At 33.5% G+C, this 19,050-nt stretch carries 9 protein-coding genes; 7 read left to right on the top strand and 2 right to left on the bottom strand.

Annotation, left to right across the window (positions count from 1 at the left end; all coding sequences use genetic code 11):
* The first annotated feature begins 5 nt into the window (after window positions 1-5).
* The 4 genes from DUT90_RS04150 to DUT90_RS04135 all read left to right on the top strand — a co-directional run bounded on the left by DUT90_RS04150 (window position 6) and on the right by DUT90_RS04135 (window position 5,624).
* Complete coding sequence (locus tag DUT90_RS04150; RefSeq protein WP_114425682.1) at window positions 6-1,490, top strand: glycoside hydrolase family 30 beta sandwich domain-containing protein; 1,485 nt, start codon at window positions 6-8, stop codon at window positions 1,488-1,490.
* Between the two features lie 10 nt (window positions 1,491-1,500).
* Window positions 1,501-3,069, top strand: a complete 1,569-nt coding sequence (locus DUT90_RS04145) for an MFS transporter (protein ID WP_114425680.1) — start codon at window positions 1,501-1,503, stop codon at window positions 3,067-3,069.
* Between the two features lie 16 nt (window positions 3,070-3,085).
* A complete protein-coding gene (locus tag DUT90_RS04140; protein ID WP_114425678.1) occupies window positions 3,086-3,994 on the top strand; it encodes a glycosyl hydrolase family 17 protein in 909 nt (302 codons plus the stop codon).
* A gap of 343 nt (window positions 3,995-4,337) precedes the next feature.
* Entirely contained in the window at window positions 4,338-5,624 is a 1,287-nt protein-coding gene (locus DUT90_RS04135) for a T9SS type A sorting domain-containing protein (protein ID WP_114425676.1), read from the top strand.
* A gap of 638 nt (window positions 5,625-6,262) precedes the next feature.
* Here DUT90_RS04135 and DUT90_RS04130 read toward each other — a convergent pair.
* Window positions 6,263-6,913, bottom strand: a complete 651-nt coding sequence (locus tag DUT90_RS04130) for a peptidoglycan-binding protein (protein ID WP_114425674.1) — start codon at window positions 6,911-6,913, stop codon at window positions 6,263-6,265.
* A 232-nt stretch (window positions 6,914-7,145) separates the two neighbouring features.
* Complete coding sequence (locus DUT90_RS04125) at window positions 7,146-8,177, bottom strand: LacI family DNA-binding transcriptional regulator (RefSeq protein ID WP_114425672.1); 1,032 nt, start codon at window positions 8,175-8,177, stop codon at window positions 7,146-7,148.
* Window positions 8,178-8,332: 155 nt separating this feature from the next.
* Here DUT90_RS04125 and DUT90_RS04120 point away from each other — a divergent pair, with 155 nt between their 5' ends.
* From DUT90_RS04120 to DUT90_RS04110, 3 genes are all read left to right on the top strand, one after another.
* The gene (locus DUT90_RS04120) at window positions 8,333-9,379 is read left to right on the top strand and encodes a sugar kinase (protein ID WP_114425670.1); all 1,047 of its coding nucleotides are present in this window, start codon (window positions 8,333-8,335) and stop codon (window positions 9,377-9,379) included.
* Window positions 9,380-9,382: 3 nt separating this feature from the next.
* A complete protein-coding gene (locus DUT90_RS04115; RefSeq protein ID WP_114425668.1) occupies window positions 9,383-10,051 on the top strand; it encodes a bifunctional 4-hydroxy-2-oxoglutarate aldolase/2-dehydro-3-deoxy-phosphogluconate aldolase in 669 nt (222 codons plus the stop codon).
* Window positions 10,052-10,544: 493 nt separating this feature from the next.
* Window positions 10,545-19,050 (top strand): S-layer family protein (locus DUT90_RS04110; protein ID WP_114425666.1); only part of this gene is annotated, 8,506 nt, incomplete at its 3' end.

The following is a 19,050-nucleotide window of genomic DNA, read 5'->3' as shown; positions in this document are numbered from 1 at the left end:
AATCCATGAAAACAAATTATTTTTTTTCGATATTTTTTTTAGCAATGGTAATGAGTTGTAGCAATAATGCACAAAAATTAGTTGTAGAGGTTTTTGAAACATCTGCGGCAGGTAATAAGCTTACAAAGATTTTAGAATTTAAATCTACTCAGAATGTATCAACAATAGAAATCAATTCAGATACTACTTTTCAAACCATAACGGGTTTTGGAGGTGCTTTTACAGAGTCTTCTGCTTATTTGTTAAATCAATTAAGTAAAAAAAATAGAGATACCATATTACAAGCGTATTTTTCTCAAGAAGGTGCTAATTATTCGTTAACAAGAACACATATGAATTCTTGTGATTTTTCGCTATCTCAGTACTCCTATTCTCCTGTAGAAGATGATATTTATTTAAAACATTTTACGATTAAAGACGATGCAGACGATTTAATTCCGATGATAAAAGATGCTTTAAAAGTATCAAAAGAAGGGTTTAAAATAATTGCATCACCATGGACAGCTGCACCATGGATGAAAGACAACAAAAATTGGATAGGAGGCAAGTTACTACCCAAATATTATGATACTTGGGCACTATTTTTTGCAAAATATTTAGACGCTTATCAAAAAGAAGGCATAGATATTTGGGGTTTTACAGTAGAAAACGAACCTCATGGAAATGGAAATAATTGGGAGAGCATGCATTTTTCACCTAAAGAAATGACAGATTTTGTAGAATTTCATTTAGGCCCTAAATTAGAAAAAGAAGGGTATGCAGATAAAATTATTTTAGGCTATGATCAAAATAGAGCAGGACTTAAAGAATGGGTAGATGAAATGTATCGTGACGAAAATTCATCAAAATACTATAGTGGTACTGCAATTCATTGGTATGAGAGTACCTATGCTGTTTTTGAAGAAGATTTGCAATATGCACACCACAAAGCTCCAAATAAATTCTTAATAGAAACAGAAGGATGCGTAGATTCTGAAGTTCCAAAATGGCAAGATGATGCATGGTATTGGAAAAAAGAAGCTACAGATTGGGGATGGGATTGGGCATCTGAAGAAGAAAAATATTTACACCCCAAATATGCCCCTGTAAATAGATATGCCAGAGATATTATTGGGTGTTTAAACAATTGGGTAGATGGTTGGATAGATTGGAATATGGTCTTAGATAAACAAGGAGGCCCCAATTGGTTTAAAAACTGGTGTGTAGCTCCAATTCTTGTAGATCCAGAAAATGATGAAGTATATTTTACGCCATTATATTATACAATGGCTCACTTTAGCAAATTTATAAGACCAAAGGCTAAAATAATTGGAGTACATCAGACAGATAAAGAGTTACAAGTTACTGCAGCTCAAAATCCAGATACTTCTATTGTTGTAGTGGTTTTTAATGAAGGTGAAGTAAAAAAGAATTTCAAATTACAAGTAAATGAAAAAGAGGTAATTATAAGTATAGATGCTCAGGCATTACAAACTATTGTATTAAAATAAACCAATTATTATGTCAAAAATAAAAACAGTATCTACAAAAGGCAAAGTTCCTTTTGCTCAAAAATCAGCATTTGGGGCAGGTCAATTTATATTAAATATTTTACCTGGAACGTTAGGTGTCTTTATTCAATTCTTTTTATTAACTGCTTGGGGTATAGACCCTTTATGGGCAGGTTTATTGGGTGGTTTACCAAGAATTTTTGATTCAATTACAGACCCAATTATGGGGTTTATCTCAGACAATACAAAATCTAAATGGGGTAGACGTAGACCCTATATTTTTGTTGGTGCCATCATAAGCGGTATACTATTCTTTTTAATGTGGCAGATAGATGATAATGCATCACAATCTTACATTATTTGGCACGTGATGATAATTCAGTTATTGTTTTTAATAGGTAATACAATGTTTGCAACTCCTTTAGTGGGGCTTGGTTACGAAATGACCTCAGATTATGATGAAAGAACTCGTTTAATGGCATTTTCTAATATTATGGGGCAAATAGCGTGGATGATAGTGCCTTGGTTATATGTTATTATTCCTGATAAAGAAATTTTTAATACACAAACAGAAGGGGTAAGAACAATGGCTTTAATAGTTGGAGGTTTGTGTATTGTGTTTGGTGTTTTACCTGCTATATTTTGTAGAGGTATAGATGCTGCAAATATGGAAAATAGACAAGAGATAAATTTTAGAACTTTAGGATCAAACATGAAAGAATTATGGAGAGGTATTCTACAAGTTTCAAAAAATAAACCTTTTATGAAACTTTGTGGAGCAACTTTTCTAGTTTTTAACGGTTTTCAATTGGTAGCAGCATTTGGGGTATTTATTATTGTATTTTATATGTATAATGGTAGTTATGAATTAGCAGGTACTTGGCCAGCATGGTTCAACACAATCAATGCTTTAATAACTGCAATTTTAATTATACCCATAATTTCTAGAATGGCAACTAAATGGGGAAAAAGAAAAGCATTTTTAATTTCTACTTTTTTGTCAATTATAGGTTATGTGTTAAAGTGGTGGGGTTTTGATAAAGAGTTAAATAACAGTTTTAATCAAACTTCTTTAGGAGAAAATTTAAACAATGGTATTGCATCAATTTTTGAATTTTTAGACCCAACTTTAAACTCAATAGGTATGTCTTGGTTTAGTATAGATGTTGGAGATGGTGTACCATGGTTAATATTTTTACCAATTCCATTTTTTGCCTTTGGTATGGGAGGCTTATTCACTTTAATGATGTCTATGACGGCAGATGTTTGTGATTTAGATGAACTTGAAAACGGTATGCCAAGAAAGGAAGGTACTTTTGGAGCAATTTATTGGTTAATGGTAAAAATTGGTCAATCTATAGCATTGGTTTTAGGAGGTGCTATTTTGAGTATTGTAGGTTTTGATCCTAGTGCTACAACACAAACTATTGAAACCATGAATAATCTTAGAATTGCAGACATTATTGTACCCTCATCAACAGCAGCTTTAGCAATATTGGTAATGTGGAAATATAGCTTAAATGAAAAGAGAGCAAAGGAAATTAAAGAAGTTTTAGTAGAACGAAGAGGCGAGTTATAAATTAAAATAAATATAAATGTCATATAGAAAAGGGCATCATTTTTCTTTAAATTTTAAAGGTAATGAAACAAATACAGGGATTGATTTTAGTGGGTATTCAATAGAAGAATTAAAGCTACTTTGGCGCACAACACTGCAGAAAGGTATGCATGGTATTTGTTTTAGTATGTATGAAGATGGTCAAAAACCTGGAGATATCATTACAGAGCAACAAGTAGAAAGAAGAATTCAAATTCTGAAGCCTTATACAAAATGGATTCGTTCCTTTTCTTGTATAGAAGGTAATGAACATATTCCTAGAATAGCAAAAAAACATGGTTTAAAAACTATGGTAGGTGCTTGGTTAGGTAATGATGCAGAAAAAAATGAAAAAGAAATTAAAGCTTTACTACAATTAGCTAAAGAAGGTTATGTAGATATTGCTGCTGTAGGAAACGAAGTATTATATAGAAACGATTTAACTCTAGAGGAATTACTTGGTTTTATAAAGCGAGTAAAAAATGAAATACCAGAGATAACTGTAGGTTATGTAGATGCATATTATGAATTTACAAAACACCCAGAATTAGTTGAAGTAAGTGATGTTATTTTGTCTAATTGTTATCCATTTTGGGAAGGTTGCCCTCTACAATATTCTTTAAAACATATGCAGAATATGTATGATCAAGCTAAAAGTGCTGCTAACGGTAAAAAGGTAATTATTACTGAAACAGGTTGGCCTAGTCAAGAAGGTTCTGAAGGTGAGGCACATTCAAATGAAGAAAATGCAATTAAGTATTTTATAAATACACAAGCTTGGTCTTCTAGAGACAATGTTGATGTGTTTTATTTTTCTTCTTTTGATGAATCTTGGAAAGTTGGTGATGAAGGTGATATTGGAGCGTATTGGGGCCTATGGAATAAACATGAAAAGCTGAAGTTTTAAAGTAAATTCAATAATTTTAAGTTTAGTTGTTATATTGTTAAACTCTGTAAATACTAGTATTTACAGAGTTTTTTTTGATTTATAAATTTATCAGCTATACGTATTCATATTTAAGTCTTTTTACACCTATACATCACCTATACAATTATGTATAGTTTAAAAATTTAACATTTATTTTTATAAATATACAAATAACCAAAACCTTTGCTATTACTTGTTTTTGTGTGTTTCAATTGTAAATAATTTGTTTTTTTAGATCTGTATGTTTTTTGTTGAGGTCTTAAAAGTTAATATTAAACATAATAGAGTTAATATTGTTGTATAACGTTTTAAATACATAATCATGAAAAAAATTACTTTATTGTTAACCTTGTTGATTACTTCAATAGGGTTTTCTCAAGAATTAATTACTAATGGAGATTTCTCTAATGGTGCTACTAGCTGGACTAGTAATCATTCAAATCCTCCAGAAATAAGAACAGAAGGTGGTAATAGTTTCTTTTTTGCAAACGTAGCAAGTGCTTTACCAAGTGAACAATCATGGCAAGTTAATTTACAGCAAAATATAACTCTAGTAGCCAATACATCTTATACAGTTACATTTACAGCACAATCAGACACAGAAGGTAGGTTGGTAAGACTCGGTTTAGGATTAAATGAAAATCCTTTTACAAATGACCAAAGAGATATACCAATGACTACTACTTTGCAAACGTATACACAAGTACTTCGTGCGCCAGCTAATATTACTGCTACAAATGGTAGAATTTTCTTTGATTTAGCGCACAGTCAAGGTACAATCAGTATAGATGATATTTCTGTTGTAGAAGCTCCTGCAGTAGCAGATCCAGAACCAACAGATGCACCTAACACCCCGCCAACTAGAAATGCTAGTGATGTAATTTCTATTTATGGAGATTCATACGGAACTGCTACTGGCTTAAATGGTGTTCCATGGGATGAAGGAGCAGAAGCTGAAGAAGGTTCATTTGCTGGCAATAATGCTTTAAAAATAACAAGAGGAAGTTTTGATTTTATCGGTTTTAACATTGGTAATGCAGAAGGTGTTGTAGATGCTACAGAAATGACAAATGTTCATATGGATTTTTGGATTGCAGGAGATTATGTACCAGGTCAAGTTTTTAAAATTAAATTGTCAAATCATGATAAACCAGATGGTTCTGCAGGAGAATCTAGTGCTATAATTAAAGAAGTTGCAACTGCACCAACAGATGCTCAAACTTGGGTTTCATTAGATTTACCATTAGGTGCAGATCCTAGAAATAAAATAAAAGAAGTATTGATAATTTATACCAATTCTGCTACACCACCATCAACTGTTTATGTAGATAATATTTATTTATACAGAGAAGCTACTGCAAGTGTGGAGAATAATTTAGAACTAGGTTTTGCAATGTTTCCTAATCCTGCAAACAATGTATTAAATATTTCTGCTAAAGGTTTAATTTCTAATGTTGAAATGTTTAATGTATTAGGAAGAAGAGTAAAGTCGTTTACACTAAATAATACCTCAGATACTTTAGACATATCAGGTTTAAGTTCTGGTATTTATTTAATAAGATATCAATCTGCAGGAAAAGTTGGTACTGCTAAATTTGTAAAAGAGTAATATAGATTATCATTAAGAAATAATACAAACTTAAAATGCGTTCAAATTATTTGAACGCATTTTTTTAAAATTTTAACACAAAAAAGTGTTTTAGGAATATAAAATACTTGTTGTATATAATATTTAAAGTAGTTTCAAAGTTTCAGTAATAGTAGCTTTTTGATGAAAAAATCATATCAAAATCTACCTTAGAAGCAGAATTTTTTATGCTCAAAACAAATTTTACTAATTTCAATGGTAGAGTTTACTTACATAACGTGAGTTCGGTATAAAAAATATTGATTAACAGTTAATTACTGTTTTTATTGTTTAAAAAGTATATTATTTCGACTCAAATGGAGAAATTTCACTATAGATATGAGATTTTCTCAACTATACTTTTACTTCGTAAGCTACTTTCAATTTAAATACATTTAAATTTCAGCAATGTTATAAATGGTAATTATCTATTTTTCAGTTAAATAACACTTGTATAATAGAAGACTTATATCAAACTCCCTTAGATTAGTATTTTAAAAATACATAATAGATTACAAAATATAATTTCTTAGTAGTAACTAAAATAAGCCTACTTGTTCCTTAAGATAGTTGAGTGTAAATTACAAATGCGTTATGCCTAAACAAATAATAATAAATTGTTATTTAAATAATGCATCTAAGGTTAAAATATCCAAAAGGCCATCTGCAAAGAGATTATTTTTTTCTTCAAAACTTTTAATAGCATTTTTGGTTTCAATTCTATAAATACCATCAACAGTAATATTAAATCCTTTTTTTACCAGTTTTTTTTGTACTTCATAAATTAATGCACCAGTTTGTCCGTAAGAAAGTTTCCTTTCGTTATCAAACATACTTTTAATTCTCATAACCTCTTGTTGATATTTATAGCTATTTAAATCTGTGCCAGTTTCTTCCAAGAATTTAATTTCTTTATTAGATAATCCATCCTTTTTTAAAAGGGCAGATGTATATAACTTTGTTTCATAATATTTAATTCGACCTAGTTTTTCTGAGTATCTAGTTACGGCTAATTTAGTTTCATGATCATCATCTTCAGGAGTTCTTACATCAATACTGTTGGCAGACCATTGTAACATTACATAACTGTTTAAATCTTCAATTGCCTTGTAATAGTTTAGAACAAATTCTTGATTATGATACTCAAAATCTAATTTTTTTTCAGTTTGATACGTTACTTTTGGAGAGGTGTACCTTTTATACTGTTGATACTTGCCAAACCCAATAATAGAAGCGATGATTAGTAAAAGTAAAATAATAAGCTGTTTCATGTAATAGATAGTTTGGTTACATACAAAAGTAAAAAATCTTGGTTAGATATTTGATTTTTATTGGAATATATAGTTTTAATGATTTTGTTAATGGAAATTTTAGTCTATGTTTTTATAAATAATATAGATATGATGTTCATCACTACACAAAATAAGAACTATAGCTCTAAAAGGGTAGGTCTACTGTAAAACAGAATAGTTTTACCAATTCGTTAAAAATATAGAAACTTATTTAATGAGATTTTATTTTTTGAGAAGAATTTCTTATCATAAGTTCAACATCTAAAATGTGTTTCGTTAATGTTTGTGTAACAACATCTTTTTTAACATGTTCTAAAAAAGCATTGGCTGCTTTTTTACCAATGGCTTCACTATGTTGTTCAATACTAGTAATAGAAGGAGTAACCATAGAAGTAAAGGGTTCGTTGCTAAAACCTACTAAAGCAACATCATCAGGTACTTTTATGTTGTTTTCTTTCAACACTCTTTGTGCGCCTAAAGCAGCATAATCACTAGCAGCGTATACAGCGTCTGGTCTGTTTTTTAAAGATAGTAGTTGCAGCATCTTTGCTTTACCGTCTTTAATTGTTAGGTTTCCTTCTAAAAGAAGTTCATCGTCCAGAGGTAAATTGTGTTTTTTTAAAGCATCTATATATCCCCTTATTCTATTATTGTATATTCTCGTATGTTTATAACCCCCAATATGAGCAATTCTTTTACAGCCTTGTTTTACAAGATGTTCAACAATTAAGTGGCTACTATTGTAGTCATCAATACCAACATAATCTACATTCAAATCATTTTCACCTCTATCAAAAAGTATAAGCGGAATTCCTTTTGTTTTTACTTTTTCAAAATGACTCAAGTTAACTGTTTCATTAGCCATAGAAGCAATAATACCATCAACTTGAGTATACAAAAGAGTATCTATACTATCGCATTCTTTCTTGTAAGATTCGTTAGATTGGGTAATGATAATGTTGTAACCCTCTTTATTTAAAACCTCTTCTATGTTCTGAATTACAGAGGAAAAAAAGTTACTATTAGTTCTAGGCACAATCACACCAACTAAATTACTTTTGCCACTTCTTAAAGCGCTAGCCAAATGATTGGGTTGATAATTTAAGTTTTTTGCAACTTGTCTTACTGCTTTTTTTGTCTTAACACTAATTCTAGAGTCATCGTGTAATGCTTTAGATACAGCAGCGGGAGAAATGTTTAGAACATTTGCAATATCTTTTATGGTGGTTTTCTTTTTGATAATAAAAAATTTTATACCTTTGCTTAATCGTTAAAGCAAATATATATCGATATTTGATATAATCAAAACAATAGTTCATTTCTGTAGTTTTGATTTTATTTTAAAAATTTGCTTAAACGTTTAACTAATTAACTAAGTGTATATAATTTAAATTAAAAATGGCAAAAGTAGTAACATTTGGAGAGATCATGTTAAGATTAGCTCCACAAGGATTTTTAAGGTTTTCTCAAGCAAATAGTTTTGATGCTATTTACGGAGGAGGAGAGTCTAACGTAGCAGTTTCATTAGCAAACTACGGAGTAGATGTAGATTTTGTAACGCGTTTACCAAAGAATGATATTGGAGAGTGTGCAATGATGGAAATGCGTAAAAGAGGTGTTGGTGTAGATAAAATTGTATATGGTGGAGACCGTTTAGGAATTTATTTCTTAGAAACAGGAGCTGTATCTAGAGGATCTAAAGTTGTATACGATAGAGCACATTCTGCAATTGCAGAAATAGAGTCTGGTATGATAGACTGGGATGCTGTTTTTGAAGGTGTTGAGTGGTTTCACTGGACAGGTATTACTCCTGCAATTTCTCAGGGTGCTGCAGATGTTTGTTTAGAAGCTGTTAAAGCTGCAAGTGCAAAAGGAATTACAATTTCTACTGACTTAAACTATAGAGCTAAATTATGGAAGTTTTGTGATGCTGCTCATAGAGAAAAAATAATGACTGAATTAACGTCTTACTGTGATATTGTTTTAGGTAATGAAGAAGATGCTGAAATGCATTTTGGTATTAAGCCTGAAGGAATTTCTGTACAAACAGAAGGCCATAATGTAAAAGCAGAGGCTTTCTTATCTGTTTGTGAGCAAATGATGGAAAAATTTCCACGAGCTAAAAAAGTAATTACTACGTTAAGAGGTTCTATTTCTGCTTCTCATAACACATGGGCAGGTGTTTTATATGATGGTAAAAAATTATACCAAACACGTCAGTACCAAATTACAGATATCGTAGATAGAGTAGGTGGTGGAGATTCTTTCATGGGAGGTTTAATATACGGATTATTAAAATACCCAGAAGATGACCAGAATGCATTAGACTTTGCTGTAGCTGCTTCTTGTTTAAAGCACACTATTAAAGGAGATGCAAACTTAGCAACTGTTGCTGAGGTAGAAAAATTAATGGGAGGTGATGCTTCTGGTAGAGTAGCAAGATAAGATATGGCACAGTTTTCAAGAATAGAAGTTGCAGCAGCAATGAAAGAAACAGGGATGATTCCTTTGTTTTTTAATAATGATATAGAATTAAGTAAAAAAGTTTTAAAAGCTTGTTACGATGGTGGTGCTCGTTTAATGGAGTTTACAGCGCGTGGAGATTTTGCTCATGAAGTTTTTGGTGAGTTAACAAAGTACGCAGTTGCAGAATTACCTGGTATGATAATGGGTGTTGGTTCTGTAACAGACGGTGCAGCAGCTTCTTTATACATGGCTTTAGGTGCAAACTTTATTGTAACACCAGTTTTAAGAGAAGATATTGCAATTGCTTGTAATCGTAAAAAAGTATTATGGTCTCCAGGATGTGGTACTTTAACAGAAATAGCAAGAGCAGAAGAATTAGGTTGTGAAATCGTAAAATTATTTCCAGGAGATATTTACGGCCCACAATTTGTAAAAGGAATCAAAGGTCCACAACCTTGGACAAGTATTATGCCTACAGGAGGAGTTTCTCCTACAGAAGAAAACCTAAAAGGTTGGTTTGATGCTGGTGTAACTTGTGTTGGTATGGGATCTAAATTAATATCTAAAGAAATTATTGCGAATAAAGATTATGCAAAATTAGAGCAAGATGTTAAAAATGCATTAGCAATTGTAAAGTCTGTTAGAAAATAAATTTTTCAATTATTTACAGGTAAAACTCCAACTTAAAAAAGTTGGAGTTTTTTTTATGAATTACCATAATCAGGCATTAAAAAAATGAAAACAGACAACACTATTATTTTAACTAAATTATAAGGTTTTAAAAAAAAATCCGACAAAATAAAAGTTGTTATACCAAAAATATATGAATTTTTAAAGTTAAACTTTTTAAATTTAAAAATTATGTGTACTTTTGTTAGATTAAAAAATAATTTTTTTATAGTTATCTATTTGATAACGAAGGTATTTGGGGGAATATTTCGTTTGAGTTTAGTGTTTATTTATTTTATTAAGTCATGTATTGCAGACAAATAATATGTCATTAGTATGGTGTCAATTTTGTTTGTTTGTGTGTGGAACAAAAAAAGTAGCTCTAAATATAAAAGAAACCCAATCAACTTATTAATAAAAAGAAATCTATAGCATAAATTTTGTTGTAGCTATATAGTATTACAAATTTGATAAAATGGGGACAAATAATAAAAGAATAAGAATTCTTGTAAAGAATATTGTTTTTAGCTTTTCAGTGTTATTATTAGGTGGTTTAAATCTTTTTGGGCAATCAAATCCAATATTTCCAAACACACAGAGACTTGTACAAGGTACAGATTTACAACCAGGTGCTGTATACATAGTTGATGATGTAGAACTTTCTGCTAATGGCACACCAACAAACGTAGACGCTATTCTTAGAATAGTCTCATTTACAGGTACTCCTACGGTTGAGAGTATAGATATTACTCAAAATTTACTAAACAGATTTGAACCTTCAATTACATACGATACAGCTGGAGAAGCAGTGCGTTGGCAAATGGAGTTTGTTGTTGCGGGTAGTGCAGATGCAAACTTAAATGAAGCTGTTCCTTTTCCTTTAGACAATTACACATTAGAAATTATAGATTTAGATGCCCAAGAATGGGCAGAAGTCATTGTGCCCAATAGTTACCAGTTAGAGGGTGCTACTCCTCCTGGAACTATTATTAGTGTTGCACCAGGATCTATAGTTCCAAATTCTATTCGATTTACAAGTGCAAATGTTACGGACACAGGAGTAAGTGCGAGTAATACAAGATCTGTAGTACGTATAAATTATGAAAATGTAAGTATCGTAGATTTTACCTTGGGTAGAGATAATGCTACTCCTAATACTACAAGAAATATTTCTGTTGGTTTTTTAGGTGAAGTTGTTTTTGGTACTCCAGTTACAACCACTATCAATAACCCACCAACAGTACAAGATAATTTAGGAAATATAGTAGATCAAGATCAAAATTTTACCGGTAATATATTAACAGGATCAAATGATCCTGATGGTAATTTAGATCCAAATACTATAATTTTAACAGATCCAAATGATATTAGTAATCTAGGTAGTATAGGTTCACCTTTGGTAATTCCTGGAGTAGGTACATATACGGTAACCAACACGGGTAGTATTGTTTTTGATCCAGAACCCACATATACAGGAGACGCCTCAATCTTTTTTAGAGTAGAAGATACCTTAGGGGTAAGTTCAGAACAAGGTAACTTACAAATTACAGTATTGCCACCTGGTTGTAATGCAGCAACTACAGGAGCTCCTGACAGAGACGGAGATGGTATTTCTGATGTCTGTGATCTGGATAACGATAATGACGGGATTCTAGATTCAGTTGAAGGTTGTTCTGAGGCTTTAGCACTTACGGATGCCAATTTAATTATTGACGGAACTACATGGCAAAACAATTATTTAGACAATGTAACCAATGAGGTTATAGAAAATTTTGAAGGCAGATCTGGAACAGTAGCGAGCAATACATTCACTGGTTTTACGTTAAGCGGAGGAACCATAGCTGGTGCCTCGTTTGGTACAAATCCAAACTCAGGTTCCAATCAAGTAGCTCTTGCAGCAAATAATACCACTACTATTAATTTTACAACACCAGTTTATGGTTTTGGTATTAATATTGGAGATTTACACGATACGGGTGATGGTGTTTCTACCTTTACCATTGCTATAGATGGTGTAACAATATGGAATTCAGTAGATGCAAATGCTGGAAGTACACTTCAAGTAACAAATACTATAGATAATTCCACGCTTACAGTAGGTAATTCGCTTTATAATTTCTTTGGTTATTATAATATAGCTACTCCAATCTCTGAGGTCACTATCACTATAAGTGGTAGTGGAGAAAATATTGTATATGATGATATCAGCTATATCCCTTCTTGTAGAGATACAGATGGAGATGGTATTGCAGATGCCTTAGATTTAGATTCAGATAATGATGGAATTGCAGATGTTAAAGAAGCAGGGGGTACAGATGCTAATAACGATGGTAAAGCAGATGGTGCTCCAGGTGCTACAGGTATTCCTTTTTCTGCTGGAGTAGGAGTTACACCTACCTCTACAGATACAGATGGTATTCCAGATTATTTAGACATAGATGCAGATAATGATGGTATTCCTGATAATATAGAAGCACAAGGTACTTTCAATTATATTGCTCCTAGTGGGCAAGGTACTGCAATGATAGATGCAGACAATAACGGATTAGATGATGCATATCAAACCACTGGAATTAACGGTGTTTTTGGATTAATCCCAGAGAATACAGACAATACAGATAATCCAGATTATATAGATGCAGATTCAGATAACGATGGAATTAATGATATTGCAGAAAACGGAACAAGACCAGATACCATTTCCAGCACTGCAGATACTGATGGAGACGGCTTATTAGATATTTTTGAAGGAGGAAATAATAATGATGGTTTTGATGTAAACGATGAAATTGACACGCCAAACAATATCAGCTTAGGCGATAACGATGGCGATTTTATTGCAGATGGTTCAGGCGGAAATGTAGATTATAGAGATAATCCAAACGATACTGATAATGATGGTATTCTAGATGATGTAGATATTGATGATGATAATGACGGAATTTTAGACACAGAAGAAGGGTGTAACTCTTTTACTGGAACGGTTACTAGAGATTTGTCTCTATCATTACAGGGTGGTAATGGTTTTACAATTAATGACAATGATGTCACTTTTTCTAATACTGCAGGAGTAGCTGGTTTCAGCAACAGTATAGTTTCTCCCCGATTTTCTTCTGAAGGTGTTACAGGAGATTTTACAGTTAGTTTTACCCTTCAAGGTACATTTACAGAAGCACAAAGAGATGCAGTTATTGGTATTGATGCTTTTGGTACCAATACAGGTTCAGGATTAGATGTAGAATATGCACTAAGATTTAGAGGGAATACACAAGCTATTCAAGTCATTCAAAATGGTGGTGTTGCAGCAACATTACCTAATAATGCTACAGATGGTACTACAGTTGCTATTCGTAGAGTTGGCACACAAATTCAGTTTTTAGTAAATGGTGTTGTTCAATTCACAAGTCCAACAGCAGCAACAGCCAACGATTATATTTTAGACAGTACTTTTGAAGGACAAGCAACTGCGTCATCTTACACATTTTTAAATTTTCAATTGGCTTATGATATAGTAATTAGTGATGATGATGGTGACGGAGTTATCAATTGTTTAGATTTAGACGCAGATAACGACGGTATTCCAGATAATATAGAAGCGCAAAGTACTGCTGGTTATATACCGCCTTCTGGAAACGATGCAGACAAAGATGGTTTAGACGATGCTTACGATGCAACTCCAAACGGAAATTCTAATGGAGCAGACTCAAATGGTTTAACACCTCAAAATACAGATAATAACGGAGATCCAGATTATTTGGATTTAGATTCTGATGATGACGGTATTTTTGATGTCGTAGAATCGGGTAGTGGTTTGGCAAATGACGGAGCAGGAGAAGTTACAGGAACTGTAGGTACCAATGGTTTGGTGGACGCCATCGAAACAGGTGGGGTTGACCAAGGTTATACAGACGTAAACGGTGCTTTTGACGATACGCAAACAGACAATTTTACGGATTCTGATGGTGATGTCAATTCCGGTGGTGATGTGGATTATAGAGATCTTGCCGGTGTAATAGATACGGATAATGATGGTTTCCCAGATACTACAGACTTAGATGATGATAATGATGGAATTTTAGATTTTGATGAAAACTGTTCAGGTAAAACTATTCCTTCATCAACAATTAATGTTTTTATAGATTTAGGTGCTTTTGAAAATGAAAATAGCTGGACGTTAACAGGTCCCAATGGATTTTCGCAATCTGGCGGACCTTATGCAGACGCAGATGATATTATCGATTTAAATTTTCCTGTAACTATTGCAGGAACTTATGTCTTTACACTTTCAGATACAAATGGAGATGGTCTTGATGGTGCTGGTACAGGAGGAACAGGTGCTAACAGTAATGAAAATGCTACGTCTTTTTACAGAATTTCTTTGAACGCAAGTACAGTTTTTCAAAGCGGTACTTTTCCAGTATTCGGAACAGGAGCGAATGCTGCAATTGTTAACATACCTTTAGATTGTCTTACTGCAGACCCAAGTGCAGACAATGGAAGTGGAATTCCAAATTACCAAGACCCAGCTTATGCTGCTGCTAATGGATCTACAATAGTAAATGGTGTTATGGCAAGTCTAGATACAGATGGAGATGGGATTCCAGACTTTTTAGATTTGGATTCAGACAATGATGGTATTACAGACGTAATAGAGACAGGAGGCACAGACGCAGATAGAAATGGTAGGGCAGATGGTGCTGTAGGAACTTCAGGAAATATATTAGGTATACCAAGTTCTGCAGGAACTGGAAATACGCCAATAAATTCAGATGGAGATACGATACCAGATTATTTAGATATTGATGCAGATAACGACGGAATTCCAGACAATGTAGAAGGCCAAACTACTGCAGATTGGGTGGCCCCAAGTGGAGTAGCAGCAGGAATTACCGATGCAAATAATAATGGTGTAGACGATAATTACGAAGATGGAGTATTAATTGGTTTAAATCCTACAAATACTGATGGAGCAGATAATCCAGATTATATAGATGGTGACTCTGACAACGATGGAATTAATGATGTTGATGAAAATGGAGATGCAGACCCTTTTGCTTTGACAGATTTAGATGGTGATGGGCTAGTAGATGCTTTTGATGATAATGATGACTCAGGAATTTCTGGTTCAACAGTAAACGATAATCATAATCCACCAGCTCCTGCGAATCTAGGTGATGAAGATGCAGACTTTGCTTCTGGTGGTGACGTAGATTATAGAGATATTTTTGGAGAAATAGATACTGATAATGATGGTTTTTCAGATACCACAGATTTAGATGATGATAATGATGGTATTACAGACATAGAGGAAGCTTATCAATTTTTTCCAGGAAACGGAACCTCAACTTGTACTGGCTCAAATTATGTGTTCAATTCTGTAGCATTAGAAAGTGGTACTGCAGGAGAAGTTGGCGCAATCTATAGATTTGATGATGTTGCAACAGATATTGATGCTAGAGTTACCATTATAGAAAAAAGTACAGGAGTTACATTGGTAAATATTAACAGTAATGTTGGTGGAGGATTACCTAACGCATTTCAACCAAGAGTTTCTTATGACAATACTTTAGATGGAGCAAGAACAATTTCTTTTAATGTAACCTTTGTAGTAGCAGACACAAACACCCCAATAGTTGTTCCAAACGTAGGTGGTTTTTTTCAAGATGTTGATGGTGAAAGTTTTGAAACTGAATTTTATAGAGTGAATAGAATTGTAGGTTATTCTCAAGCATTAACTTCTAATGTCTTAGTAAGTCAAGCAACTTCTGCATTACTAGGAGATCAAGTTACTCAATTTACTGCAGATGGTACTGGTTCTGTAGTAAATGGTGCAGATCCTATAAGTCTTGTTAATTCGCATAGAATATTTTTTCAAAAACAAGATATAACACAATTAAACTTTACAATGGGTGTTAATGATGGTATTGCTGGAGCGTTTGAACGTTTTTATTCATTATCATTTAATCAATGTTTATTAGCAAGTTTTCCGAGTCCAGTTAGTGTATTTACTTATTTTGATGGAACTTCAAATGCACCTGATACAGACGGAGATGGTGTTCCAAATTCACTAGATTTAGATTCAGATAATGATGGTATAACAGACGTAATAGAATCTGGTGGAACTGACGCAGATAGAGATGGTCGAGCAGACGGAGCTGTAGGTACAACTACGGGTACATTTGGAGTACCAAGTTCTGCTGGTTTAGGGCAATCACCAAGAAACTTAGACTCAGATACAATTCCAGATTACTTAGATATTGATGCAGATAATGATGGTATTCCAGATAATATAGAAGGGCAACCTACTAGAAACTATATTGCTCCAAGTGGTGTAGGTGTAGGTATTACAGATGTAAACAACAACGGATTAGATGATAATTATGAAAATGGTGGTTTCTTTGGTATAAACCCAGAGAATACAGATGGTACCGATAATCCAGATTATATAGACACCAACTCTGATAATGATGCTTTAAACGATATTGCTGAAAACGGAGACACAGATAATGTTTTATCTGGTGTTGATAGTGACGGTGATGGTTTAGATGATAATTTTGATGATAATGATGATTCTGGTATTACGGGAAGTACAGTAAACGACGGAATTAATCCTCCTTCTCCTGCAAATCTTGGAGACGAAGATGGTGACTTTAATTCTATTGGAGATTTAGATTATAGGGATGCAGGGGCCAATGGAGTTCCTATGATTACGCAAGTATATCAATTTGGTTCAGAACGTTGGATAGAAGTAACCAACATAAGTACATCTGCAAGTATCAACCCTAATTTTATCAACATTCAATTATACCAAGATAGAACGGGAGACCAAACAGGAGTATTACCAGATGTTACGTTCACATTTCCAAATGTACTAGCACCAGGACAATCTGTACTATTTAGTAATACAGCAAATGCGATTACCAATATAACAGCTGCTACACCAACTATTACTGCAGATGTTATAGAAAACAATGCGTTAACCAATATTTCAGACGGTAATGATATTATTACCTTATCTTCCTTAACAGATATTACCTCATTTGCCAATCGTTTTGATATAGTTGCAGAATTTGGTAACAACACTTCATTTGTAAGAATAGATGAAACGTTAACACCAAATACGACGTATACTCCATCAGAATGGGTCGTATTTGTAGACCCAGCGTTACCAACGTTTACAGATACAAATGATGGTATTACAGGAAGACATGCATTAGCGCCATTAACTTCTGAGATTGTGAATTCAAATACAGATGCCAATACATTATTAGGATTGCACAGAGTAGATGTAACCACAAGAGTTGGAGGGGTATGGAACAATGGTATTCCTGATAGATCTCGTTTTGTTATTGTTGATCAAGATTTCAATCAAACGTCAAGTAGATTAAGTGCAAGAAGATTACAAGTAAATGCGAGCAATACCTTAGGGGTTACCGATAATTTATTAGTTGTTACCAATGATATTGTCTTAAACGGAGATATTCGTTTGATAGATGTTACAGGAGCAAGTAGAGCGCAGTTGGTACAAACGCACGAATCTGCAAGTTTGGTATCTGGAGGCGGAAGATTATTGGTAGACCAGAATTCAACCGTACCTAGTTTATTTAGATACAACTACATAGGTTCTCCTGTAACAAATGCAGCAGGCGCTACACAATATAGTATCGCTAATGTGTTAAAAGATGGAACTACTGCTACTAATTTTACAGGAGTAATAAACGGATCAGGCGCAACAGGTATAGCAAAAGATATTAACTTTATAGGAGGTTTTGATGGGAACACTACAGATCCAATTTCTTTAGCAGATTACTGGATGTTTACTTTTGCTCCTAGTGGAGCAGGAAGAGCAAACTGGTTTCAAAACAGAAGTACTCCTCCAATAAATAATATAGCAGGATTCATATTTAAAGGTCCAGGAAGACCACAAAACTATACGTTTATGGGAACCCCAAAAGATGGAACGCTTACACAGTCAATTGGAGGTAGTGAGTCATTCTTAGTAGCCAATCCATATGCATCTGCTATAAGCGTTAAAGAGTTTATAGAAGATAATTTAGACGCCACTACAGGAGTCTTGTATTTCTGGGAACATGCCAGTGAAGAAAGCACAGCAGAAGCAATAGACGGACATCGATTTGCAGGTTATATTGGAGGATATGCTACTAGAACAATACAAGCAAGTGTAAGTGCATTGGCAGCCGCAGGTGGTGGTGGTCCTGTAGATGTAGATATCGAAGCAGAAACAGCTACCATAGTTAACGGTTCAGTAGAAAACGTAACAGATGACGGTAGTAACATATCTGTAGCGTTATTAGATGCTGTAGGCTCTAATGTTACCTTTAGTGCTATACCAAGAGCAGCAGATTCATTGCGCATCCGATACCGAGCAAGTGCAGATGTTAGCATCCAAATTTTTGAAAACAATGCGTTACAATTTGGAGAATATACCAATTCACTAAATGAATTGGAAAGAACAAGCACCTTTGTATTGGAGGGGACAGCAGTATTGGTTAATGATGATCCTGCTACACCAGGTGTTAATGAAGAAGAGCGTGCTTTTGAGGAGATTACAATCAGCAGCTGTGTTGTGCAATCGAGCAACATCCGAATAGAAGTTACAGCAGGAGCAGATTTAGAAGTAGATTATTTAAATCTCTTTGATGCAGATGGAGATGTTTCTTGTTCACCAAACGTAGAACCTGTAACAGATTTTACCTTTACAGAACCAGCAGCGTTCATACCAATAGCACAAGGTTTCTTTATAGGAAGTGATTCAGATGGAGGTACAGTAACATTTAACAATAGCCAAAGAGAATACGTAGTAGAAGGTACAGAATCTATATTCTTTAAATCTAATACAAATGGTAAGACTTTATCTAAAAGCGCAGCTACTGAAAGCTTTAGAGACTTACCTGTTTTAAAATTAGGATTAGATTATACAGAGTCAGGTATTAACCTTCGAAGACAAGCAGCAGTTTCCT

This window comes from Polaribacter sp. WD7, from assembly GCF_003335085.1.
Classification (GTDB): Bacteria; Bacteroidota; Bacteroidia; order Flavobacteriales; family Flavobacteriaceae; genus Polaribacter.
This window is presented reverse-complemented; position numbering and strand designations above follow the sequence as displayed.

What these genes read in the sequence shown, in the direction of transcription:
- DUT90_RS04145 (WP_114425680.1), top strand. Translation starts at nt 1,501, where the DNA reads ATGTCAAAAATAAAAACAGTATCTACAAAAGGCAAAGTTCCTTTTGCT.
- DUT90_RS04120 (WP_114425670.1), top strand. Translation starts at nt 8,333, where the DNA reads ATGGCAAAAGTAGTAACATTTGGAGAGATCATGTTAAGATTAGCTCCA.
- DUT90_RS04115 (WP_114425668.1), top strand. Translation starts at nt 9,383, where the DNA reads ATGGCACAGTTTTCAAGAATAGAAGTTGCAGCAGCAATGAAAGAAACA.
- DUT90_RS04130 (WP_114425674.1), bottom strand. Translation starts at nt 6,913, where the DNA reads ATGAAACAGCTTATTATTTTACTTTTACTAATCATCGCTTCTATTATT.
- DUT90_RS04150 (WP_114425682.1), top strand. Translation starts at nt 6, where the DNA reads ATGAAAACAAATTATTTTTTTTCGATATTTTTTTTAGCAATGGTAATG.
- DUT90_RS04135 (WP_114425676.1), top strand. Translation starts at nt 4,338, where the DNA reads ATGAAAAAAATTACTTTATTGTTAACCTTGTTGATTACTTCAATAGGG.
- DUT90_RS04140 (WP_114425678.1), top strand. Translation starts at nt 3,086, where the DNA reads ATGTCATATAGAAAAGGGCATCATTTTTCTTTAAATTTTAAAGGTAAT.